At 72.3% G+C, this 21,737-nt stretch carries 19 protein-coding genes and 2 tRNA genes; 16 read left to right on the plus strand and 5 right to left on the minus strand.

Going from position 1 to position 21,737, the window contains the following annotated elements; all coding sequences use genetic code 11:
• Positions 1-1,881, minus strand: a complete 1,881-nt coding sequence (locus ACIA5G_RS12360; RefSeq protein ID WP_395922763.1) for an RICIN domain-containing protein — start codon at positions 1,879-1,881, stop codon at positions 1-3.
• 141 nt (positions 1,882-2,022) lie between these two features.
• Here ACIA5G_RS12360 and ACIA5G_RS12365 point away from each other — a divergent pair, with 141 nt between their 5' ends.
• From ACIA5G_RS12365 to ACIA5G_RS12375, 3 genes are read left to right on the plus strand one after another with little or no spacing between them, the layout of a single operon-like run.
• The gene (locus tag ACIA5G_RS12365) at positions 2,023-2,184 is read left to right on the plus strand and encodes a CopG family transcriptional regulator (RefSeq protein ID WP_395922764.1); all 162 of its coding nucleotides are present in this window, start codon (positions 2,023-2,025) and stop codon (positions 2,182-2,184) included.
• Between the two features lies 1 nt (position 2,185).
• Positions 2,186-2,524: a VOC family protein gene (locus tag ACIA5G_RS12370; protein WP_395922765.1), complete on the plus strand. Its 339-nt coding sequence runs from the start codon at positions 2,186-2,188 to the stop codon at positions 2,522-2,524.
• Between the two features lies 1 nt (position 2,525).
• Positions 2,526-3,368, plus strand: a complete 843-nt coding sequence (locus ACIA5G_RS12375; RefSeq protein WP_395922766.1) for a class I SAM-dependent methyltransferase — start codon at positions 2,526-2,528, stop codon at positions 3,366-3,368.
• Position 3,369: 1 nt separating this feature from the next.
• Here the strand turns inward: ACIA5G_RS12375 and ACIA5G_RS12380 are convergent, their stop codons facing one another.
• Complete coding sequence (locus ACIA5G_RS12380) at positions 3,370-3,969, minus strand: TetR family transcriptional regulator (protein WP_395922767.1); 600 nt, start codon at positions 3,967-3,969, stop codon at positions 3,370-3,372.
• A 54-nt stretch (positions 3,970-4,023) separates the two neighbouring features.
• Between ACIA5G_RS12380 and ACIA5G_RS12385 the strand changes: the two genes are divergently transcribed.
• The 11 genes from ACIA5G_RS12385 to ACIA5G_RS12435 all read left to right on the plus strand — a co-directional run bounded on the left by ACIA5G_RS12385 (position 4,024) and on the right by ACIA5G_RS12435 (position 14,376).
• Positions 4,024-4,698 (plus strand): class II aldolase/adducin family protein, encoded by a 675-nt coding sequence (locus ACIA5G_RS12385; RefSeq protein ID WP_395922769.1) that lies wholly within the window; start codon positions 4,024-4,026, stop codon positions 4,696-4,698.
• Positions 4,695-5,636 carry a carbohydrate kinase family protein gene (locus tag ACIA5G_RS12390; RefSeq protein WP_395922770.1) on the plus strand — a complete coding sequence of 314 codons (942 nt, stop codon included), beginning with the start codon at positions 4,695-4,697 and terminating at the stop codon, positions 5,634-5,636. The genes ACIA5G_RS12385 and ACIA5G_RS12390 overlap by 4 nt, the downstream gene beginning before the upstream one ends.
• Before the next feature lie 144 nt (positions 5,637-5,780).
• Positions 5,781-6,797: an Lrp/AsnC family transcriptional regulator gene (locus ACIA5G_RS12395; RefSeq protein ID WP_395922772.1), complete on the plus strand. Its 1,017-nt coding sequence runs from the start codon at positions 5,781-5,783 to the stop codon at positions 6,795-6,797.
• Positions 6,794-7,681, plus strand: a complete 888-nt coding sequence (locus ACIA5G_RS12400) for a polysaccharide deacetylase (RefSeq protein WP_395922774.1) — start codon at positions 6,794-6,796, stop codon at positions 7,679-7,681. Before ACIA5G_RS12395 ends, ACIA5G_RS12400 begins: the two co-directional genes overlap by 4 nt.
• A complete protein-coding gene (locus ACIA5G_RS12405; protein WP_395922776.1) occupies positions 7,678-8,964 on the plus strand; it encodes an MFS transporter in 1,287 nt (428 codons plus the stop codon). Before ACIA5G_RS12400 ends, ACIA5G_RS12405 begins: the two co-directional genes overlap by 4 nt.
• Positions 8,964-9,746, plus strand: a complete 783-nt coding sequence (locus tag ACIA5G_RS12410) for an SDR family NAD(P)-dependent oxidoreductase (protein WP_395922777.1) — start codon at positions 8,964-8,966, stop codon at positions 9,744-9,746. Before ACIA5G_RS12405 ends, ACIA5G_RS12410 begins: the two co-directional genes overlap by 1 nt.
• Complete coding sequence (locus ACIA5G_RS12415) at positions 9,739-10,725, plus strand: ketopantoate reductase family protein (RefSeq protein ID WP_395922778.1); 987 nt, start codon at positions 9,739-9,741, stop codon at positions 10,723-10,725. Before ACIA5G_RS12410 ends, ACIA5G_RS12415 begins: the two co-directional genes overlap by 8 nt.
• The gene (locus tag ACIA5G_RS12420) at positions 10,722-11,867 is read left to right on the plus strand and encodes a M20 family metallopeptidase (RefSeq protein ID WP_395922780.1); all 1,146 of its coding nucleotides are present in this window, start codon (positions 10,722-10,724) and stop codon (positions 11,865-11,867) included. The genes ACIA5G_RS12415 and ACIA5G_RS12420 overlap by 4 nt, the downstream gene beginning before the upstream one ends.
• A 54-nt stretch (positions 11,868-11,921) precedes the next feature.
• A tRNA-Met gene (locus ACIA5G_RS12425) sits at positions 11,922-11,996 on the plus strand.
• 9 nt (positions 11,997-12,005) lie between these two features.
• Positions 12,006-12,077 (plus strand) — tRNA-OTHER (locus tag ACIA5G_RS12430).
• A gap of 22 nt (positions 12,078-12,099) precedes the next feature.
• Entirely contained in the window at positions 12,100-14,376 is a 2,277-nt protein-coding gene (locus tag ACIA5G_RS12435) for a hypothetical protein (RefSeq protein ID WP_395922781.1), read from the plus strand.
• A gap of 39 nt (positions 14,377-14,415) precedes the next feature.
• Here ACIA5G_RS12435 and ACIA5G_RS12440 read toward each other — a convergent pair whose 3' ends face one another.
• Positions 14,416-15,921, minus strand: coding sequence for an FAD-dependent oxidoreductase (locus ACIA5G_RS12440; RefSeq protein ID WP_395922783.1), 1,506 nt, complete (start codon positions 15,919-15,921; stop codon positions 14,416-14,418).
• Between the two features lie 4 nt (positions 15,922-15,925).
• Positions 15,926-16,834, minus strand: a complete 909-nt coding sequence (locus tag ACIA5G_RS12445; protein ID WP_395922785.1) for a diiron oxygenase — start codon at positions 16,832-16,834, stop codon at positions 15,926-15,928.
• Positions 16,835-17,016: 182 nt separating this feature from the next.
• On the opposite strand from ACIA5G_RS12445, the gene ACIA5G_RS12450 reads away from it, so the two are divergent.
• Positions 17,017-18,567: an adenylate/guanylate cyclase domain-containing protein gene (locus tag ACIA5G_RS12450; RefSeq protein ID WP_395922787.1), complete on the plus strand. Its 1,551-nt coding sequence runs from the start codon at positions 17,017-17,019 to the stop codon at positions 18,565-18,567.
• On the opposite strand, the gene ACIA5G_RS12455 is transcribed toward ACIA5G_RS12450, so the two are convergent.
• Positions 18,564-19,559 (minus strand): zinc-binding dehydrogenase, encoded by a 996-nt coding sequence (locus ACIA5G_RS12455; protein ID WP_395923511.1) that lies wholly within the window; start codon positions 19,557-19,559, stop codon positions 18,564-18,566. The two genes, ACIA5G_RS12450 and ACIA5G_RS12455, sit on opposite strands and share 4 nt — an antisense overlap.
• 218 nt (positions 19,560-19,777) lie before the next feature.
• Between ACIA5G_RS12455 and ACIA5G_RS12460 the strand changes: the two genes are divergently transcribed.
• Complete coding sequence (locus tag ACIA5G_RS12460) at positions 19,778-21,733, plus strand: DNA/RNA non-specific endonuclease (protein ID WP_395922788.1); 1,956 nt, start codon at positions 19,778-19,780, stop codon at positions 21,731-21,733.
• Positions 21,734-21,737: the final 4 nt, after the last annotated feature.

The following is a 21,737-nucleotide window of genomic DNA, read 5'->3' on the forward strand; positions in this document are numbered from 1 at the left end:
TCACCGCCGGGTCCACTGCTGGTTGGCGCCCCCGCCGCAGGCCCACAGGATGACCTTGGTGCCGTTGGCGGTGCCGGCGCCGCTCGCGTCCAGGCACAGTCCCGAAAGCGCGTTCGTGACCGTGCCGTTCGTGTTCAGCGTCCACTGCTGGTTGCGCTGGCCGTTGCAGTCCCAGACGACCACGGCCGTGCCGTTCGCCGTCCCGCTGTTGTAGGCGTCGAGGCATTTGGTGCCGTTGACAACGAGCTGCCCGCGCACCGGCACCCAGGTCTGGTTCGGCCCCGCGGCGCAGTCCCACAGCTGCGCTTGGACGCCGTTGGTGATGCTGTTGTCGTTCACGTCGAGGCACCGGCCCGACTGCGTGCCGGCCACCTGGACGCCGTAACTCCCGGGCAAGGGCAGGATCGAGACGTCCGAGAACTGCGGTGGGGTGCCCGAGAACGTCAGGGTGTTCGTTCCCTTGCCCAGGGACACGATCGCGGAGACGCTCGAACCACCCGGTGGGAAGGCGAGGACGGTCGGCTGCTGGCCGTTCACCGCCAGTGTCGCGGTTCCGCCGCCGGTGTAGGTGAAGGTCGCGACGGCCGGCCCGGTGGCGGCCGCGGTGACTCCGGTGAACCGGCTGCCGTCGGGCGCGTAGTGCGCCGACGGCGCGTCGGTGCCCCCGACGGTCAGCAGCACCGAGTCGTTGGCCGGGACACTCACGCTGTACTGAGTGGTGTAGTTGCCGACATCTCTTGCGGCCCAGAGGTTGCGGACCTTCGCCGTGGCCGGGGTCAGGCCGAGGTCGGCCCACCGCGCCGTCATCGTGGCGGCCGACGACGTCCGGTTGAGCAGCAGCACCGCGCGTTTCCCGGTGCCCGCCAGGACTTTCGTGTACACCTGGAGCCCGGCGGCGTCCTCGGCGACCTTCACCCCCTGCAGGCCGCGCGGGTCCTGGTCGACGGCGATGACCTCCCGGTTCTTCAGGATGCCCGCCGTCTCGGCGCTCATCGTCGCGAGGTTGTTGCCCGCCAGCAGCGGCGCACCGGAGATCGCCCACATCCCGAACTCGGTCCGGCCCTGCGCGGCGGACAGCCCGGGCATGCCGACGGTGAGCATGTCGGGGTCGTTGACGTACCCGGTGTGCTGCGAGACGGGGTGCTGCGCCTGGTCGAAGTTGGCCAGCGCCTGCGGCAACGTCGCCGTCTGGCCGTAGTAGATGATGTCCGTGCTGGTCCGCCACATCGGTGCCGTCCCGGCACCCCAGTTCCACGGATTCTTCTTTCCCCAGTTGCAGATCGACAGGGTGAGCGTGCGGCCGGTCTGCGCGGTCGCCGCCCGGTTGGCGTCGCTGATCGCCCGGTAGGTGCTCTGCGGGTCGAGACCCTCGACGTCGCCGCCACACCAGTCGACCTTGACGAAGTCGAAGCCCCAGCGCTGGAACTGCAGCATGTCCTGCAGGTAGTGACCCTCGCTGCCGGTGCCGGGTGCCGCGGGCCGCCCGGTCGGGAAGTAGTAACCGCAGCCGTCACGCCCGGCGTCGGTGTAGATCCCGGCCTTCAACCCCTTGCCGTGCAGGTAGTCCGCGATGGCCGCCATCCCGCCGGGCCAGTCCGCGGGATCGACGGTGATGTCGCCCGCGCTGTCGCGGGTCCCCTGCCACCAGCCTTCGTCGATGTTGACGTAGCTGTACCCGGCGGCCTGCAGACCGGAGGACACGAGCGCGGCCGCCTGGGCCTTGATGACGTTGTGGTCGATCTTGGCGGCGAAGGAATTCCAGGACGCCCAGCCCACCACCGGCGGGGGCGCCGGGACCTCCGCGGCGGCGGTCGCGGCTCCCAGCCCCGGGACGAGGCCGGCGATCAGCAGGAGTGCGGACAACCCGTGGCGCAGCTTCATGGCATCGCTCCGACTTCGTCGTCAGAAATGTTAGCGCTAACATTCGGGCCTACGCCTGAATTGTTGACGGCCGCCGCACGCACGTCAAGCGGCGATCGGCTGCCTCTTGGATATAGCTTGCTAGCATGCTAGCGTCGACCCGTGGGCGATGAAGACGTCAAGCAGTTCAACGTGTACCTGCCGATCGGCTTGATCCGGCAGGTCAAGCACCGCGCCGTCGAGGCGGAGCTGTCGCTGTCGGCGCTGGTGGCCGACGCGCTGCGCGCCTACCTGGCCAACCCCGTACCCGAAGAGGAGAGCTGACATGAGCACCGAAGGCATCGAGGCCGTGTACCTGGAGACCCACAACTGGGGCAAGGCGGCCAAGTTCTTCCAGGCGCTCGGGTACCGGCTCGAGTTCTCGACCGACCACAACTCCGGGCAGCTCCGCAACGGCGACGGCCCGTACGTCTTCATCGCCGAAGTCCCCGAGGGCCGGGAACTCCGCACGCAGATCGTGTTCAAGGTCCCGGACACCTTCGCGGCCGACGACATCGTCGAGGTGGTCAGCCCGTTCGAGGAAACCCATTACGGGACCAGGGAAATGACCGTGCGCGATCCCGACGGGCGCACGTGGACGCTCCAGGCGCCGGGGGTGAGCTGAGGTGACGGCGCCGGACAGCACGGCGGTGCGGACCGCGCTGTGGCGGGCCCTGCACGTCCGCGTCGACGCGCCGCCGCACGTCTTCGACGACGAACTAGGCCTGCGTCTGGCCGACCCGGGAGCCGGCTGGCGCGAGCGTCCGGACATGGACCCCGCGACCGCCGGCCGGTATCGCGCCGGCATGGTGGCCCGGGCCCGGTTCGTCGAGGACCTGGTCGTCGAGCAGGCGGACGGGGGCGTCGGGCAGTACGTGATCCTCGGCGCGGGGCTCGACACTTTTGCCCAGCGCAGACCGGAAATCGCGGCGCGGCTCCGGGTGTTCGAAGTCGACCAGCCCGGCCCGCAGGCCTGGAAGCGGCAGCGTCTGGCCGACCTCGGCCTCGGTGTGCCCGACTGGCTGCACCTGGTGCCGGTCGACTTCGAAGCCGGGCCGTCGTGGCCGGATCTGCTGGCCGCCGCGGGATTCGCCGCGGACGAGCCCGCCGTCGTCGCCTCGACCGGGGTCAGCATGTACCTCACGAAGGAGGCGAACGCGGCCACCCTGCGCCGGATCGCGGGGTTCGCGCCGGGGTCGACGCTGATGATGACGTTCATGGTGCCGGCGGAGCTCCTCGACGACGGCGACCGCGCGGATCACCGCGCCACGGCCAGCAAGGCGAAGGCGGCGGGCACTCCGTTCGTCAGCTCCTTCTCCCCCGGCGAAATGCTGGCGCTGGCCCGCTCCGCCGGGTTCCGCACCGTCACCCACGTCTCCGGTGACGAGCTGAACTCGCGCTATTTTGCGGACCGGGCCGACGGTCTCCGGATCGCGAAGGGTGAAGAATTCCTCATCGCCACCACGTGATTCACCGCGGCAGACCGCCGAGGTACGCGCGCAGCATGACCTTGAGCTGGTCGAGCAGCCCGGCCGCGTCCGCGGGATCCCCGCGGAACGCCTCCTGGATCACGGCGTCCGCGGCGAGGAACGCGGTGCGGCAGACGGTCGCGGCTTCGTCGTCGTCCCGTAGGAGGCGTTGCGCGACGAGGATGCGGTGCACGCCGGCGGCCATCACACGCTTGTGCGCGAGGTCGGCTTCCCGTGTTCCTTCGGTGCGCCCGCGGCCGAACCACAGCGCGCGGAAGCCGGGTTCGGCGCGGTAGAGCCCGGCGAAGGCGTCGACGAGCAGGCCGACGGGATCGTCCCAGCTCTCGGTCGCTGCCCGCTCGGCGAAGGCGGTCATGAGGTCTTCCAGCCGGGCGAGGTAGAGCTCGCCGAGGGCTTCGGTGATGGCGTCGCGGTCCGGGAGGTACTGGTACAGCGTCCCGACGGAGACGCCGGCCTCGGCGGCGACCCGGGTTGTGGTCAGCGCTTCGACGCCGTCCGCGGCGAGCAGCCGGTCGGCGGCCGCGAGCACCAGGGCGAGCTTCTCCCGCGCTCGTGCCTGGCGCGGCACCCGCACGGCCATCGGATCTCCAAACCTGAACGTGACTTTGTTTCGGATTTATCCTAGCCTCGGGCCATGGCAGAGGCGAGCACAGTCCTCGACGAAGCACGGCGGGCGGTGGCCCGGGCGTGTCACGGCCTGGCCGGGGAAGGCCTGCTGATCGGCACCGCGGGCAACGTGAGCGTCCGCGCGGGTGAGCACGTGGCGGTGACCGCGACGGGCGTCGAGCTGGGCCGGGCCGAGCCGTCGGACGTGACGGTCGTCGACCTGTCCGGCGCCGTGCTTGCCGGCGACCTCGCGCCGACCTCCGAACTGGAGCTGCACCTGGGGATCTACGAACGTTTCGGCGCGGGCGCGGTGGTGCACACGCATTCGCCGCAGGCCACCGCGGTGTCCCTGGTGCTCGACGAGCTGCCGTGTGTGCACTACCAGCAGCTCGCGCTGGGCGGGGAGATCCGGGTCGCGCCGTTCGCCGTGTTCGGCTCCACGGAGCTGGCGACGTCGACCTTGGCCGCACTGGAGGGCAAGTCGGCGGCGCTGCTGGCCAACCACGGCGCGATCGCCCACGGCCCGACGCTGGAGGCCGCGGTGGACAACGCGTTGCTGCTGGAGTGGGCGTGCGGGCTGTACGTGCGCGCCGCGACGCTCGGGTCGCCGCGGGCGCTGGGGCCGGAGCAGCAGGAGGCCGTGGTGATGGCGGCTGTTCAAAGCGGGTACGGGCAGCCTCGGCGGGTCGAGGAGCGCCGGTGACCCAGACCGTCGTCACGCTGGGAGCGCACGTGTTCGACGTGCAGGTCCGGCCGGTCGAAGCCATCCCCGAAGGCCAGGGCGCCACTCTGGTCGAGCAGATCCGCTTCGGCCCGGCAGGTACGGCCGCGGGCACCGCGATCACGCTGGCCAAGCTCGGCGCGACCGTCCGCACGGCGGGCGCGATCGGCGCCGACCCCATCGGCGACCTGCTGCTGGCGATGCTCGCCCGCCACGGCGTCGACACGTCCCTGGTGCTGCGCCGAGAGAGTGTGCAAACCTCGGCGTCCGTGCTGCCGATCCGGCCCGACGGCAGCCGCCCCGCCTTCCACGTGCCGGGCGCGAACCTCACGTACGAGCCGTCCGACGCCCCGGCGGCGGACATCGCCCGCGCCACGCATCTCCACCTCGGCGGGCCCGAGCTGATGGGTGGCGAAAAGGCGGCGAAGATCCTCGCCCCGGCGCGCGCGGCCGGTGTGGTGACGTCTGCCGACCTTCTCGCGCCCGGTGCTCCCGGGGTGCTCGCTTGGCTCGCCGACGCCCTGCCGCTGCTCGACCACCTGCTGCCCAACGAAGACCAGGTCCTCGGCCTGACCGGCGCCACCACCCTCGAGGACGGCGCCCGCGCACTGCTCGCCCACGGCGTCGGCTGCGTCGCGGTCACGCGGGAGGCGCGCGGCGCCCTGGTCGTGACGGCGGAGAAGACCATCGCCGTGCCCGCGTTCGCGGTGCCGGTGGTCGACACCACCGGCTGCGGCGACGCGTTCTCGGCCGGCTTCCTCCGGGGCATCGGCCTCGGCCGCAGCCCTGAAGCGGCCGCGGTGCTCGGCTGCGCCGCTGCAGGTTTGGTGGCGCAGGGACTCGGCAGCGACCACGGCGACTTCGACCTCGCCGCGGCGGACGCCTTCGCCGCGGCCACCCCGGTCCTCGAACTGCCCTGACACCAGGCCGCCGAAGGCCCACCCTGCCGCACTCGCCCAAACGCCCAACCCGCGGCAGCCCGTGGCCGGCGAGCGCATCTCCGGAAGTCGAGTTGCAGCTTTCTTGCATCGTTGCCCTTGACTTGACGTTTTCCTGCATTCAGGATGCGTCTCGTGCAGAACGAAGTCAGAACGAGCGAACTCGACCGGCGCATCGTCGCCGCCCTGCAGCTCAACGGGCGGGCGTCGTGGGGAGCCGTCGCGCGGCACGTCGGGGCGAGCGAGTCCACTGTGCTCCGCCGGGCCGCGCAGCTCACCGAGAGCGGTCAGCTGCGGGTGATCGGCGTGGTCGACGTGCTCCGGTGCGGCCTCGGGGTGCCGGTACTCACGCGGCTGAAGTGCCGTCCGGGCACCGCGGCCGAAGTCGCCGAAGCGCTCGCCGCGCGGCCCGACGTGCGGTACACCACCGTGCTGGCCGGCAGTGCCGACTGCGCCGCCGAGTTCGTCCTGCCCTCCTACGCGGACATCGCGGGCCTGCAGGAGAACGGCTTCCCGGCCGCCGAGGCCATTCGTGACGCCGAGACCTTCGCCGTCATGCGGACCTTCACCTCCAACCACGACTGGGACTCCGGCGAACTCACCGCCGACGCCGCGCACGACCTGCGCGGCGGCGACGTGCGGCCGTTCGAGGAGCAGCACTGGGAGCGCCCGCCGGAGCAGCTCGACGAGGTGGACCTCGCGATCTGCGCGGCGCTGGGCGAGGACGGCCGGCTGCCGTTCAAGGAGGTGTCCCGGCAAGTCGGCACCAGCGAGTCCACAGTGGCTCGCCGCGTCGACTCCCTGGTGCGCCGCGGCTGTCTGCGCTTCCGGACGCTCGCCGAGCCCGCGATGTTCGGCTACGCGCTGGAGTTCATGCTCTGGCTCTCGGTCGTCCCCGGCGAGCTCGACCGCGCCGGGCAGCAGCTCGCCGCCCACCCCGGCACGAAGTACCTGAGCGCCACCACCGGCCGGTTCAACCTCGTCGGCCAGATCGTGCTGCGCCACTACGGCGAGCTGTACCGCCACACCACCGACGTCGTCGGCGCGCTGCCCGGGCTCCGGGAGGCCGACGTGACCCTGCAGGTTTCGACGCTCAAGCGCGCGTGGGCCCCGACGCCCGCCGCCAGCTTGGAGGACGCATGACCGAACAACCGTGGCAGTGGGACGAGAAGACGTGGCGCGGGCACGTCGAGCACGTCCGCGCCGGGCGCCCGCTGCGGCCGGCGTCGTGGCCCGGCGGCGCGAAGGTCGCCGTGGCGCTGTCCTTCGACTCCGACCACGAGACACCCGCCCTGCGCGACGGCGACGTGCTGCCGGGCAAGATGGCCCAGGGTGAGTACGGCGCCCGCGTCGGCGTGCCGCGGCTGCTGAAGCTCCTCGACCGCCACCGCGCACCCGCCTCGTTCTTCGTACCCGCCGTGTCGGCGCTGCTGCACGACGGCGAGGTCAAGTCCTATGTGGACGCCGGGCACGAAGTCGCGTTGCACGGCTGGATCCACGAGCGCAACACCGCGCTCAGCGAAACCGAAGAGCGCGACCTCGCCTTCCGCGCGGCCGACGTCCTCGAACGCCTGGCGGGCACCCGGCCGGTCGGCATCCGGACGCCGTCGTGGGACTTCTCCGCGCACACCCTCGCCATCACGCGCGAACTCGGCCTCAAGTACGACTCGTCATTGATGGCCGACGACGACTGTTACGAGCTGCTGGAGCACGGCGAGCCCACCGGCGTCGTCGAGCTGCCGGTGGAATGGATCCGCGACGACGCGCCCTACTTCATGATGGACCGGTTCGCCTCGCTGCGGCCCTACACCCCGCCGCGCGGCGTGCTCTCGATCTGGCGCGACGAGTTCGACGCGGCCCACGCCGAGGGCGGCATCTTCCAGCTCACCATGCACCCCCACATCATCGGGCACCGGTCCCGCATCACCGTCCTTTCCGAACTCCTCGACCACATCACCAGCCACGACGACGTCTGGTTCGCCACGCACGCGCAGATCGTGGACCACGTCTTGCAGGAGCAGCCATGACCACTGTGGACACCGTCGGAGTTTCACATCGCCTGACACCGCAGCAGCGCAAAGCGATCGTCGCCGGCGCCGTCGGCAACACCGTCGAATGGGTCGACTGGGCCGTCTACGCCACGTTCGCACCCGTCTTCGCCGGTCAGTTCTTCGCCGGGGGAAACGAAACCACGGCGCTGCTGTCCACTTTGGCCGTGTTCGCCGTCGGGTTCGTGATGCGCCCGATCGGCGGCGCGGTCCTCGGCGCCTACGCCGACCGGAAGGGCCGCAAGAAGGGCCTCACCCTCACCATTTCGCTGATGGCCGGGGCGTCGATCGTGATCGCGGTGTGCCCGACCTACACCCAGATCGGCGTGCTCGCCCCGATCATCCTGCTGCTGGCCCGGCTCGTACAGGGTTTCTCCGCGGGCGGCGAGTTCGGCTCGTCGTCGGCGTTCCTCATCGAATCGGCCGCGCCCGGGCGCCGCGCGTTCGCCGGGTCGTGGCAGCAGGTCTCGGTCGGCCTGGGCTCGCTGCTCGCCGCGCTCATGGGGACCATCCTCAACTCGACACTGTCCGAACCGGACCTGCACGGCTGGGGCTGGCGGCTCGCGTTCGGCATCGCCGGGCTGCTCGGCCTGGTCGGGCTGTGGCTGCGGGTGTCGGTGCACGAGACGGAGGCGTTCACGAAGCTCGCCACGAAGCCGCGGCGCAACCCGCTGGTCGCGATGCTGCGCGACCACCCGGGTGCGGCGCTGCGCGTGGCCGGGGTGACCATCGCCGGCACGCTGATCTACTACGTGTGGGTCTCCTACATGCCGGCGTACGCGCACCTCGCGACCGGCATCCCGCTCAAGACGGCGCTGCTGGCGAACACGCTCGCCATGGTCGTGTTCATCACGCTGCTGCCCTTCGGCGGCCTGCTGTCCGACCGGATCGGGCGCAAGGCGACGATGACGGCGTTCGCCGCCGGGTTCGTCGTGTTCGCCTGGCCCGCGTTCCACTTCCTGGCCAACGGGTTCTGGAGCGTGTTCGTCATCGAGCTGATCGGGCTCGTCCTCATCGTCGGGTACTCGGCGAACTGCGCGGTGATCATGGCCGAGCAGTTCCCGGCCGAGGTGCGCACCACCGGCATCGGCCTGCCGTACGCCCTCGCGGTGGCGATCTTCGGCGGCACCGCGCCGTACGTCACGACCTGGCTCACCACCAACCACCTCGGTCACCTCGTGTGGATCTACGTCGCGGCCGCCGCGCTCATCGGCGTCGCGGTGTACTCGACGATGCCGGAGACGAAGGGTAAGGAGCTGTAGTGCGCACCGTGCTCGTGACCGGAGCCGGCGGCGGCATCGGCGCCGCCGTCGCGGACCGGTTCGCCGCCGCCGGCGACCGGCTCGTCCTCTCCGACGTCCGCCCGGCGGAACTGTCCACAGTGGCGTCGAAACTGCGCTCGGACCACGGTGTCGACGTGGTGGAGCTGCCGGGTGACCTCGCGGACGCGGCCTACGCCGAAGGGCTCGTCGAGCGGGCCGGGGAGGTCGACGTCCTGGTCAACGCCGCCGGGATCTACCCCGCCACTCCCCTGCTGGAGATGACCGCCGCGATCTGGGACCGCGTGCAGGACGTGAACGTGCGGGCGGCGCTGCTCACCACCGTCGCGTTCGGCCGGGCGGGCCGGCCCGGCGCGGTGGTCAACATCTCCTCCGGCGCGGCGACCCGGGCGCGCCCCGGCGCCGCGCACTACGCGACGTCGAAGGCCGCGCTGGAGATGGTCACCAAGGCCTGCGCGGTCGAACTGGGCGCGCACGGCATCCGCGTGAACGCCGTCAGCCCGGGTTTCGTCACGGTGGACAGTGAAGCGAACCCCGTCACCGAGGCGTACGCGTCGGCGGTGTCGGTGAACCCGCTCGGCCGCCGCGGCGAGCCGCGGGAGATCGCCGACGCCGTGTTCTGGCTCGCCGGTCCCGAGGCCGGCTGGATCACCGGCGCCGTCCTGCGCGTCGACGGCGGGTCCACCGCGGGCGCGGCCGGCCTGCCGCTGCACTGGGCCGGGGCAGTAACACCTGTCCAACAAGGAAAGGAAGCGCATGTCTGACCGGCGCTCGTACACGGTGGTCGGCGGTGGCGCGATCGGCGGGACGCTCGCCTTCCACCTCGCGCGGGCCGGGCACCCGGTGTCCATCGTGGACGCCGACGCAGGCCACGTGGCCGCGATCGCGGACCGCGGCCTCACCCTGCGCCGCCCCGACGGCGACGAGACCGTGGAGCTGCCCGCCTTCGTGCCGGACGAGGCGCCACCGGTGTTCGGGCGGGTCCTGCTGGCCGTCAAGGCCCAGGCCACCGAGACGGTGCTGCCGTGGCTGGCCCCGCGCCTGGCGGACGACGGTTTTGTCGTCTCACTGCAGAACGGGCTCAACGAAGGCCTGATCGCGTCCCACATCGGTCCGGACCGGACGGTCGGCGCGTTCGTGAACCTGTTCGCCGACGTCGTCGAGCCCGGTGTCGTGCGCGACGGCGGCCTCGGCGCGCTGGTCGTCGGCGAGCCGGACGGCCGGATCACCGACCGGGTCGAGCAGGTGGTCGCGGACCTGCAGGCGTGGGGCCCGGCGAAGGCGACCGCCAACGTCGAGGGTTACCTGTGGGCGAAGCTCGGGTTCGGCGCGATGCTCACCACCACCGCGCTGGCCGACGCGCCGATGGCCGACCTGATCGACCGGCACCGCCCGCTGATGCACGCGCTCACCGCCGAGGTGTTCGCCGCGGCCGGCAACCGGACCCTGGAGGCGTTCGACCAGTTCGACCCGGCGGCCTACCTGCCGGGCGCGCCCGGGCGGGAGGCGGCGACCGACCGCCTGGTCGCCTGGCTGCGGACCCAGCCCAAGGACCGCAGTGGCATCTGGCGCGACATCGCCGTGCGGCACCGCCCGGTCGAGGTCCACCACCACTACGCGCCGGTGCTCGCAGCGGCCGGCGTCCCCCTGCTGCGGGCGATGCTGGCGCGCCTTCGCGACGTCGAGACCGGCGCCGCGGAAATGTCCGAAACCCACCTGACCGAACTGGAGCGAGCACTGTGATCGGCGAACTGCACGAGTGGGTCCGGGCACACCGCAAAGACCTCCTGGAAGACCTGGCCACTTACGTCGGCATCGAGACACCCAGCGACGACAAGTCCGCTTTGGACCGTGGACTGTCCTGGGTGGACAGCTGGCTGCGCGAACGGCTGGGTGCGCCCGAAAACGTCCGGGACGTCGACGGCGGACAGTACGGCGACATCAAGGTCTACAACTTCGCCGGCACCGGCGAACCGGTGCTGCTGCTGCTGTGCCACTACGACACGGTGTGGCCACTCGGGACACTCGCGGACTGGCCGTTCACCGTGGACGGTGACCGCGCGACCGGGCCGGGGATCTTCGACATGAAGTCGGGGCTGGTGCACGCGGTGTGGGCGCTGCGAGCGCTCGACGCCGCGGGGCTGCCCCGCCCGGCCGTGCGGCTGGTCCTCAACGGCGACGAGGAGATCGGCAGCCCGGCGTCGCGCCCGGTGATCGAGGAGGCCGCCGAGGGCACTCGCGCGACGCTGGTGTTCGAGGCGAGCGCGGACGGCGCGGTGAAGACCGCACGCAAGGGTGTCGGCCTGTTCAAGGTGCACACGACGGGTGTCGAGGCGCACGCCGGCCTGGACCCGGCGAAGGGCGCGAGCGCGATCGACGAGCTGGCCCGGGCGGTGCTGGCGCTGCACGCGCTGTCCGCTCCGGACGCGGGCACGACGGTGAACGTCGGCGTGATCTCGGGCGGCACCCGCCAGAACGTGATCGCGGGCGCGGCGTCGGGCGAGATCGACGTCCGCGTGTCGAGCGCGGCGGAGGCCGCCCGCATCGACGCGGGCCTGGCCGCGCTTTCGGCAACCGACCCGCGGGCGACGGTCAAGGTGGAGGGCGGCTGGAACCGGCCGGTGATGGAGCGCTCGGAGAGCATCGCCGGGCTGTACGAGCTGGCCCGCGAAGAAGCCGCAAAACTGCAAGTCACGCTGCGGGAATGCTCGGTGGGCGGCGCGAGCGACGGCAACTTCGTGGCGGCGCTGGGCCACCCGGTCCTGGACGGCTTCGGCGCCGTCGGGGACGGCGCCCACGCACGCCACGAGCACATCAGCGTCGAGGGCATGCTGGAACGCACCGCGCTGGCGGCCGCGGTCCTGCACCGGCTGGGCGGCGCCTGAAAGTCGGTGGCGACGCTCCCCCGCGGCGGAATACGCTTTCGCCGCGGGGAACGGCATGGAGTAGATCAGCGGCAGATCACCCGGCTCATAACCGGGAGGGCGCAGGTTCGACTCCTGCCTCCATGTCCACCCCCGCGCCTTGGAGTAGTTCAGCAGGCAGAACACCCGGCTGTCTCCGGGAGGGCGCAGGTTCGAACCCTGCCTCCAAGTCTGTACAGCAGGGGGAGTCCACATGGAACACACGGCGTCGCCGGGCTACGCCTACGGGCAGCTCGAGCGAGCACTGCGCGGCGCGGCGTCCGCAAAGGACAGCGCCGCGCGCCACCGTGCGCGGGCGAAGGCCGGCCGGTGGCAGGACGTCTTGGCCGGGATGGCCGACGGCACGTTGCGGATCGGCTCGCGGACGCCGGTCGCGGACACCCCGGCGTGGGTGACGCTCGAGGTCGCGCACGGCGGGTTCGCCACCGGCCGGTACCTCGCCGAGGTCCCCCTGCACGCCGACGAAGCCGCCTTGCCCGCCGACGGGCCGGGCACCACCGACCGCGAGCGGCTCAACCTCTGGTACCTCACCGACGCGGGCCTGGCCACGCTGCGCGCCGCGCTCGCCACCGAGGCCTACCGGGTCGAGGTCCCGGAGGACGCCGCGCTGCCGGTCGTCGCCTGGCTGCTGGACCACGGCCACGCCGAAGCCGCGCTCGACCTGGTCGCCGAGCTCCGCCCGCTGATGCACCGCCTGCGCCTGGCGCCCCTGCCGGGCGCCGCGCCACGGCCGGCGGGCGCGCTCGTGCGGCTGAGCACGGTCGGTGCGGTCCGGACGTCCCTGCGCGCGGCGACCACCAAGCCGTCGATCGCGGCGATGCGGGAGACGCTGCAGGTCTGGCACCCGCTGTTCGACCGGCTGGTCGCGCTGTGGTGCGACACGGTCGACGGAGAACTGCCGCGGCTGACCGAAGCCGGCGACGTCGCCGGTGCCTGGCCGTGCCGCGAGTGGCCGGCGGACTGGGCGCAGCGCCGGGCCCAGTGGCTGGCCGACTACGCGACGGCGAGCGCGCGGCACACCGCGTCGACGGCCCACACCCACCCGAAGGGCAACTTCGCCCGGCTGCACCGGGCGCTGCTGGCGTGCGAGCACAACAGCACCGGGTTGACCGGCCGGGACGTCGGCTGGATCCGCCGTGCCCTGGCGAACACCGTCACCAAGCACGGCGAGCCGGGATCGGAGCCGCGGGCGGCGTTGCGCGCGATCCAGGCGGCGGTCGCCGCGCGGCCGACGCACGCCGCACTCGCGGCCGCGCTGGCCGAGCGGCTGGACCGCTACCCGGCCGAGGGCGGGCTCCCGGAGCTCGATCAGGTCGTCGTCGGGGACGCACCGGCGCACCTGGTCGCGAAGGTCGCCCGGGCGCTGGAGGCGCCGATCGAGGAACTGGTCGCGCGGGACGTGATCACCTCGGGCGACGTGCTGGCGACAGTCCTGCCGCAGATCACCGCGCAGCTGCTGGCCGCGAACCTCGAGGACGACCGGCTCGCGGCGCTGTACGCGCAGACGTACGCGGCTTTCCGGCGTCGCCGCGGCCTCCTGCTGCTGGACCTCGAGAGCCAGGTCCGCATCGAGGAGCTGCCGTGGGTCCGGGCGCTCGAACCCCTGCGGGTGCGCCGTCCGGACAGTGCCCGTGCGGCGCGGCACACGCTGTCGCAGACGGTGCTGCTGGCGCTCGGGGCGTTCCCGCAGGCGATCCTGCCGAACACGCTGGTGCGTGAGCTGGGCGCGCTGGCGAAGCAGGCCGGGGTGCCGATGCCGCTGGTGGAGGAGGTTGCCGCCGACATCTTCATGGGGACGTTCACGGCGAAGTGGCGCACGGCGGCGGAAGTCGCGAGCCGCACGATAGCGGGCACGCTGTACGCGCGTTACTACGACCTGCCGGCCGGCTGGACGGCGGCGCCGCAGCCACGCCGGTTCCGGGCGTTCGGCAAGCGGACGGCCGACAACTTCGCCGGCGTGTGCGTGGCCCGCGCGGCCGAAGCCCGGTCCGGCGGTGGGTTCGGTTCGGTGGCCGCCAACGGCACGGTGCTGGAGCAGAGCCAGATCCTCACTACGCAGAACCTCGCCGTCCTGGTCGAGACGCTGGATCTGCGGGCGCGGGTCCGGGAGCCGGCGCCGGAGCTGGCCGGCGAGGTGTTCACGTGGGTGGTGCGCCGCCTGGCGATGCGGACCGACCACCGCCACGCGGCCCTGCAGGCGGTGAAGAACGCCGCCTACGCGTGGCGGCAGGCGATCTTCTTCCTGAGTTTCTGCGACGAGCCGGCCCAGCGCGCGGCAGCGGCGCGGCTGGCCGAGTCGGTGACGCGTGCGGGTCTTGACCACCGCTTCGGCCCGGCGGTGGCCGGTCTCGCCCACGTCGTGAGCGGCGGCCGGTTCACCGCCGGCGGCACGGTCGAGGACGGCCCGGGACGGCGTTTCCTCGGCTGGACGACCGGCGAGCACTGGTGCCTGCCGGAGCTCGCCCGTTGACGCAGCCCGCTTCCCCCGGGGTGTCCCGGAAACCGTGTGTCAGGCGCGGCCGAGCAGCTTCGACGCCAGCCCGGCCCGCCTGCGCCGTACCGGCAGCCGCCCGGCGACGGCGTCCTCGAGCAGCACTCCGACCGTCTCGCGGGCGCACGCCTTGTTCGCGCCGATGCCGCCCGACGGACCGCGCTTGATCCAGCCCGCCACGTACGTGCCCGCCAGCCCTTCGACGCGGCCCGCCGTGTTCGGGACCGTCCCGGTGCCGGTGTCGAACGGCAGGCCCGGCACCGGGGCGCCGCGGAAGCCCGCCGCGCGGACGACCCGGCTCGCGGTGATCTCGACGTCGCCCGCCGCTCCCGAAGCGCGGACGCCGCGGACCTCCGTGTCGCCGGTGAACTCCACCGGTGCGGAGTGGAAGCGCAGGACGATCCGGCGACGGCCGTGCGGCGGCGGCGAAGACCAGTCCACGGTTTCCCGTGGCAAGCCTTGCAGCAGCGTCGCCTTGTCCCCCGGCTCGGCCGCGTCGATCGCCTGCCCGATGCGCGGGTCGTGGTTGTCCACCACCAGGTCGACGTCCGGCCGTGCGGCCAGCGCCAGCAGTTCCGGCCTCGTGTACGCCGCGGTCTCCGGGCCGCGCCGGGCCAGCAGCACGACCTCGCGGACCTTGCCCGAGCGCAGCCGGGTCAGCGCGGCCGGTGCGATTTCGGTGCCGGCCAACGTGTCCGGGTCGGCGGTGAGGATGCGGGCGACGTCGAGCGCGACGTTGCCGGTGCCCACCACGACGACCCGCTCGGCCGAGAGGTCCACTGCGCCGGGGGCGACGTCCGGGTGGCCGTTGTACCAGCCGACCACAACCGCGGCCGGGAGGCTGCCGGGCAGGTCCTCACCCGGGATGCCGAGGCGGCGGGCCCCGGTGGCGCCGACGGCGTAGACCACCGCGTCGTGCCGCGCGGCCAGCTCGGCCGCGGTCACGTCGCGGCCGACCTCGGTCCCGAGCCGCAGCCGCAGCCGCGGGTGGTCGTGGAACCGGGCGAACGTCTCGCCGATCTTCTTCGTCGAGGGGTGGTCGGGCGCGACGCCGTAGCGGATCAGGCCGCCGGCCACCGGCAGGCGGTCGACCAGGGTGACCCGGGCATCGGTGTGCAGCAACAGGTCTTCCACGGCGTACATGCCCGCCGGGCCGGTGCCGACGACCGCGACGTCCAGCGCCGCGAAGTCGCTCGGGAGGATCCGGGTGAACGCCGGCGGCGTCCAGCGGTGGAAGTTCGGGGCGACGGTGGCCTCGGCCAGGACGTCCCGCCCCGCGTAGTACTCCGCGTTGATCTCCGCGTAGACCTGCAGCGGCCCGGTCAGGTCACCGGCCGGGAAGATCGCGTCGACCGGGCAGGCGTCCGCGCAGGCGCCGCAGTCGATGCAGGTGTCCGGGTCGACGTAGAGCAGTTCGGTCCGGCCGAAGTCCGGCTCGTCCGGCGTCGGGTGGATGCAGTTGACCGGGCAGACCGACACGCAGGACGCGTCGGCGCAACAGGTCTGGGTGATCGCGAAGGCCATGGGCTCAGATGAGGTTGGCGCGCTTGTAGAACCACAGCGCCGGCTTGGTCAGCAGGCCGGCGGAGTGCAGGAACTCCATCAGGCCGGCGCAGCTCGAACGCAGCATGGACTTGTGGTGCTGGTTGGCCTTCGCCTCGCGCCGCGCGCGCTTGCCGTCGAGGCCCGCGTTCTCGTAGACCCGGTGGTTCACCATGCTGGAGACGATGAAGTACGACGCGATCGCGACGACCAGGCCGTTGACCTGCCGCCGCAGCCACCCCGCGCCTTCGAGCCGCTCGCGGGTCTCCTCGCGGGCGAACTTCATGTGCCGCGACTCTTCGACGACGTGGATGTTGTTGATGGTGCGCACGAACGGGGCGACCCGCTCGTCACGCATCCAGTCGCGCTGCATGACGTCGAGGACCTCTTCGGCGACGAGGATCGCCGCGTAGGCGGCTTCCCCGGTCGCAGTGGCCTTGAAGACCCGGCCGAGCTCGACGACGAACCGGCGGGGCCGGTAGGCGGGCGCGCCCAGTTTCGCCGCGCCGCGGGCGAACATGATCGAGTGCCGGCATTCGTCGGCGATCTCGGTGAGCGCCCACTGGAAGGCCGGGTCGGTGGGGTCCTTGGCGTAGAAGTCGCGCAGGATCATCTGCTGCAGGATCATTTCGAACCAGATCCCGGTGCTGGCCACCGACGCCGCCTCCTGGCGGGTCAGCGCGCGCTGCTGCCCGGGCGTCAGGTCCGCCCAGTAGGAGGTGCCGTAGAGCGTGCTCCACTCCGGACTCGCGCCGTGGTGATCGGTGTCCAGCGGCGTTTCCCAGTCGACCTCCTTGACCGGGTCGTACGAGAGCTGCTCCGCCGAGTCGAGCAGGCGCCGCGCCATGGTCTCCCGGTCCGACACGCCCGGTTCGCGTTCGCTGATGCTCGTCATGGCCGACCTCCTCGTCAGGTGTTACCGCAGTTCACTGTTACCAACCGTAACACATACCTGTTCGGGTGCACACCCGCGCGCCGAGCACCCCGCTCTTCCGCGTGAACAAGGGCGAGTCGCGCGTCAGGTCGGGAAGTCTCGGTGTACATTCGTTCACTCAATCGCGTCGATCGGCAGGAACCGTGCACCCACCCAGCAGCTCCCCCACCCGGCCCGGACCGTTCGGCTCCGGGCTGCTCGGGCCCCTCGGCCAGCACGTCACCACGTTGCGCCGGCGCGTCCAGCGCCTGCTCACCGCCGCCCTGATCGCGACCAACGTCATCGGCGCGCTGGTCGTGGTCGGGCTCGCGGCGCTGCTCATGCCGGCGCCGGGCATGTCCGGCGACCTGGTGCGGGTCACCGCGATCGCGGTACCGGTCTACGTGGTCGCCGCGGTGGTCGTCGGCACGCTCTGGGGCACCCGCGGCGCCCTCCGGACCCTGCGCTGGGCCGCCGACGGCCGCCGCCCGACCGACGCCGAACGCACCGCGAGCCTGCGCGTCCCGTTGCGGCTGACCGTCGTGCAGGCCGTGCTGTGGGGTGTCGCGACGCTGCTGTTCGGCGGGCTGGCCGCGCTCGTCCAGCCCGCCGTCGTGCTGACGGAGTTCCTCGTGGTCGCCTTCGCCGCCGTGGTCGTCTGCGCGATCGCCTACCTGTTCGGTGAGTTCGCGCTGCGGCCGTACGCGGCGCTGGCCCTCGCGGACACGTCCCCGCCGCGGCCGGTGACCGGCGGGGTCAACCTGCGGATGCTGCTGTTCTGGTGCCTCGGCACCGGGGTGCCGGTCGCCGGGCTGGTCGTCACCGCCGTGCTGGCCTGGGTGCGCGGCGACGTCTCCACGACGAAGCTCGCCGTTTCGGTCATCACCCTCGGCCTGGTCGTGCTCTGCTTCGGCCTGCTGGTCACCGTGTTCACCGCCCGCGCCGTGGTCAACCCGATCTCCTCGGTCCAGGACGCGCTGGGCCGCGTCCGCGCCGGCGACTTCGACGTCGAGATCCCGGTCTACGACGGGACCGAGCTCGGCCTGCTGCAGGCCGGGTTCAACGGGATGGCGGCCGGGCTGCGGGAGCGGGAACAGCTGCGCGACCTGTTCGGCCGGCACGTCGGGCACGAGGTCGCGGTCGAGGCCATGCGCACGTCGGCGGAGCTCGGGGGCACCGTGCGCACGGTGTCGGTGCTGTTCGTCGACCTGGTCGGGTCGACGGCGCTGGCCGCGAGCCGCCCGCCCGAAGAGGTTGTCGGCCTGCTCAACCGATTCTTCGCGGTGGTGGTCGACGAGGTCGACCGGCACCACGGGCTGGTCAACAAGTTCGTCGGCGACGCCGTTCTCGCGGTCTTCGGGGCACCGGCCCCGCTCGCCGACCACGCGACCTGCGCGCTGGCCGCCGCCCGCGCGATCTCCCGCCGGCTGGCCGCCGAGGTGCCGGACGGCCCGGCCGGCATCGGTGTCGCGACCGGGGACGCCGTCGCCGGGAACGTCGGCGACCCGCGCCGGTTCGAGTACACGGTGATCGGCGACCCGGTCAACGAAGCCGCCCGGCTGACGGAGCTGGCGAAGCACAAGCCCGGCCGGCTCCTCGCCTCGTGGACGGTCGTTTCCGCGGCCGCCGCGGAAGAAACGGCCCGGTGGGTCGCGACCGAAGACGTCACGCTGCGCGGGCGCAGCCGGCCCACGACGCTCGCCTCACCCCGCTAACGACGCGGGTCGACGTGCACCTTCGGCGCGGCGAACCGCTCACCGCCGAGCACCGCGGCGACCCCGTCCAGCCCGAGCGTCGCCCCGACGAGCGGCCGGGGATCAACCGACCCGGTGGCGTAGGCGGTGATCGTGTCGGCCAGCGCGGGGGACGCGGACAGCACGCCGACCGCCGTGACGTCCTTCATCACCAGGGCGCGGGTGTCGAGCTCGCTCGGGCGCGCGGACAGTCCGATGTAGACGACCCGGCCGGCCGGCTCCACCACCTCGACCGCGAGCGCGGGCAGCTCGGCCGCGCCCGAGGCGTCGACCACCGCGTCGAAGGGCAGATCCGGCAAGGTGTCGCGGGTCCAGGTGTGCGCAAAGCCGAGACTACGGGCGAACGTGAGCGCGTCCTGGCCCAGCAGGTGCACCTCGGCGCCGGCCGCGCGCAGGAACATCGCGGTCAGCAGCCCGATCGTGCCCGGCCCGAGGACCAGCACCCGGTCCCCCTCCCCGGCACCCGCGGCCCGCGCGGCGCGCAACGCGTTGCCGCCCGGCTCGACCAGCGCGCCGAGCACCGCGTCGACTTCGTCAGGCAGGGTGTGCAGCGACCACGCGGGGACGGCGAGCCGCTCGGCCAGCGCCCCGGCCCGGCCGCCCCGGATCCCGACCTCCTGCCGGTCTTCGCAGGTGTGCTGGTGACCGCGCCGGCAACGGCGGCACGTCCGGTCACCGAGCATGGTGTCGCCCATGACCCGGCTGCCGAGCCAGGCGGGGTCCACCCCGGCCCCGACCGCGGAGACCGTGCCCGCCCATTCGTGGCCCAGGCGCATCGGGTAGGCGGCGTGCCCTTGGTGCAGATAAGCCATCTCGCCGGTGAAGAACTCGACATCGGTGCCGCAGACCCCGGCCCGTTCGACGTCGACGACGACCTCACCCGGCGCGGGTTCGGGCGACGGCACCTCGAGCACCGCGCCCCGCCGCGGCCCGGTGAGCACGAAGGCACGCATGGAAGACATACCCGCATGCTCGCATCCCGCCGTCGCGGCCGGACCACCGCGTCGCCCGGACGGTTATTTTCCCCGTTTCCCGGCAAATCGTGATGACAACGCCGGGTGTCCTGAAAAGAAACTCCTTCCGACACGCCGGAAATCGTGTAACGCGCTCCGGGCAAAACCGACTAACGCGGTGTTTCCGCATCGTCGGAAAAGCCGCCCGGGGAGGCATCGTGGACGTGAAAACCGAACGCCCGTCCGAACACCAGGAAGCCGTGGCCGGCCGCGCCGCGCGCCGGACCGGGCAGCGGCAGGCGAAGATCGCGCTGCTGCGGGAAAAGGGCGGGATCGCCCTCGCCGACGAGCCGAGCCGCGTGGCCACCCGGATCGACCGGCTCGGCCGCTACTACCCCGACGTGCGGCCGGTCAGCCCCGCGGCGATCGCCGCCGGCGACCCGGACGCGATGACCGCCGCGGGTGCGATCCTCGAACGGATCATCCTCACCAACGACCTGCTCGGCGTGGGTTACCTCGAAGGCGGCGTGACGGCTTCGGCCGCCGTCGGCCGGGTGAACATCCGGGACGAGCGTGGCCGGCTCGCCGGGTACGGCACCGGCTCGCTGGTGTCGCCGGAACTGCTGCTCACCAACCACCACGTGCTGCCGGACGCCGGGACCGCGGGGTTCAGCCTCGTCGAGTTCGACTACCAGGACGGTGTGGACGGCCTGCCGCGGCCGGTGCGCGCGTTCGGCCTCGACCCGGACCGCTTCTTCGTCGCCGACGAAGGCCTCGACTTCGCGCTCGTGGCGGTGAAAGCGACCGCCGACGAGCTGAGCCCCTTCGGGTTCAACCGGCTGATCGGCACCGAAGGCAAGGCGATCGTCGGCGACTTCGTCACGATCATCCAGCACCCGCAGGGCGGCAAGAAGCAGGTGGCCCTGCGGGAAAACCGGATCGTCGACGTGCTCGAGCAGTTCCTCCACTACGAAACCGACACCGAACCCGGCTCGTCGGGCTCGCCGGTGTTCAACGACCAGTGGGAGATCGTCGCGCTGCACCACGCCAGCGTCCGCGCGGACGGCCACGCCGAGTTCGGCAACTTCCTCAACGAAGGGATCCGGGTCAGCCGGCTGCTGACCTTCCTGCACGGGCAGCAGTTGCCGCCCGCGCAACAGGCTCTGCTCGACCGGCTGTCCACCCGCCCCGAGCGGGCGAAGCCGGCCCGGCCGGTCGTCGACGCGGGCCCGCAGGTGCTCACCCTCACGATGCCGGTCGACATCCGGCTGCGCGCCGAACCGGCCGCCGCCGGCCCGGCAAGCCCGGAAACCGGCCGGATCGACCCGGACTACTCGAACCGCGAGGGTTACGACCCGGACTTCCTGCCCGGGCACACGGTTCCGCTGCCCGTCCTGTCCGAGGCCCTCGTGCCGCTCGCGGCGACGAACCGGCAGGCGACGACCGAGCCGCGGTACGTCCTGCCGTACCACCACTTCAGCGTCGTCATGAACAAGGAGCGGGGGCTGGCGTTCTTCACCGCGGTCAACATCGACGGGCACACCAGCCGGTCGCTGCACCGCGAGGCGGACCACTGGTCGCTCGACCCGCGGGTGGCCGTCGGCGAGCAGATCGGCGAGTCGATCTACCGCGACAACCCGCTCGACCGCGGGCACCTGGTCCGCCGCCTCGACCCGGCCTGGGGCACGACCGAGGCGATCGCCCAGCTCGGCAACGACGACACGTTCCACTTCACCAACTGTTCGCCGCAGCACAAGGACTTCAACCAGAACAAGACGACGTGGGCCGGGCTCGAGGACTACGTGCTGAAGAACGCGGACAACGCCGACCTCAAGGTCAGCGTGGTGACCGGGCCGGTGCTGGCCGAGGACGACGACCCCTACCGCGGGGTCCGGCTGCCGCGCCAGTTCTGGAAGGTCGTCGCGATGGTCAAGGCCGACGGCACCCTCTCGGCGACGGCCTACCTGCTGAGCCAGGAGGAGCTGATCAAGGGCCTGGAGGCCGCCACCGAGTTCAGCTACGGCGCCTACCGCACCTACCAGGTGCCGGTCCGCCGGATCGCCGGCCTGACCGGGCTGTCGTTCGGGGACCTGCCCGACGCCGATCCGCTGGCCAGCTTGGAATCCACGAACGAGGCGAAGGAGATCCAGCGCCTGGACGACCTCGTGCTCTGAGTCC

The organism is Amycolatopsis sp. NPDC051758, from assembly GCF_044453095.1.
Taxonomy (GTDB): Bacteria; Actinomycetota; Actinomycetes; order Mycobacteriales; family Pseudonocardiaceae; genus Amycolatopsis.

Coding starts and splice junctions, on each gene's coding strand:
- ACIA5G_RS12360 (WP_395922763.1), bottom strand. CDS start 1,881: ATGAAGCTGCGCCACGGGTTGTCCGCACTCCTGCTGATCGCCGGCCTC.
- ACIA5G_RS12370 (WP_395922765.1), top strand. CDS start 2,186: ATGAGCACCGAAGGCATCGAGGCCGTGTACCTGGAGACCCACAACTGG.
- ACIA5G_RS12380 (WP_395922767.1), bottom strand. CDS start 3,969: ATGGCCGTGCGGGTGCCGCGCCAGGCACGAGCGCGGGAGAAGCTCGCC.
- ACIA5G_RS12385 (WP_395922769.1), top strand. CDS start 4,024: ATGGCAGAGGCGAGCACAGTCCTCGACGAAGCACGGCGGGCGGTGGCC.
- ACIA5G_RS12395 (WP_395922772.1), top strand. CDS start 5,781: ATGCGTCTCGTGCAGAACGAAGTCAGAACGAGCGAACTCGACCGGCGC.
- ACIA5G_RS12400 (WP_395922774.1), top strand. CDS start 6,794: ATGACCGAACAACCGTGGCAGTGGGACGAGAAGACGTGGCGCGGGCAC.
- ACIA5G_RS12405 (WP_395922776.1), top strand. CDS start 7,678: ATGACCACTGTGGACACCGTCGGAGTTTCACATCGCCTGACACCGCAG.
- ACIA5G_RS12415 (WP_395922778.1), top strand. CDS start 9,739: ATGTCTGACCGGCGCTCGTACACGGTGGTCGGCGGTGGCGCGATCGGC.
- ACIA5G_RS12435 (WP_395922781.1), top strand. CDS start 12,100: ATGGAACACACGGCGTCGCCGGGCTACGCCTACGGGCAGCTCGAGCGA.
- ACIA5G_RS12440 (WP_395922783.1), bottom strand. CDS start 15,921: ATGGCCTTCGCGATCACCCAGACCTGTTGCGCCGACGCGTCCTGCGTG.
- ACIA5G_RS12445 (WP_395922785.1), bottom strand. CDS start 16,834: ATGACGAGCATCAGCGAACGCGAACCGGGCGTGTCGGACCGGGAGACC.
- ACIA5G_RS12455 (WP_395923511.1), bottom strand. CDS start 19,559: ATGCGTGCCTTCGTGCTCACCGGGCCGCGGCGGGGCGCGGTGCTCGAG.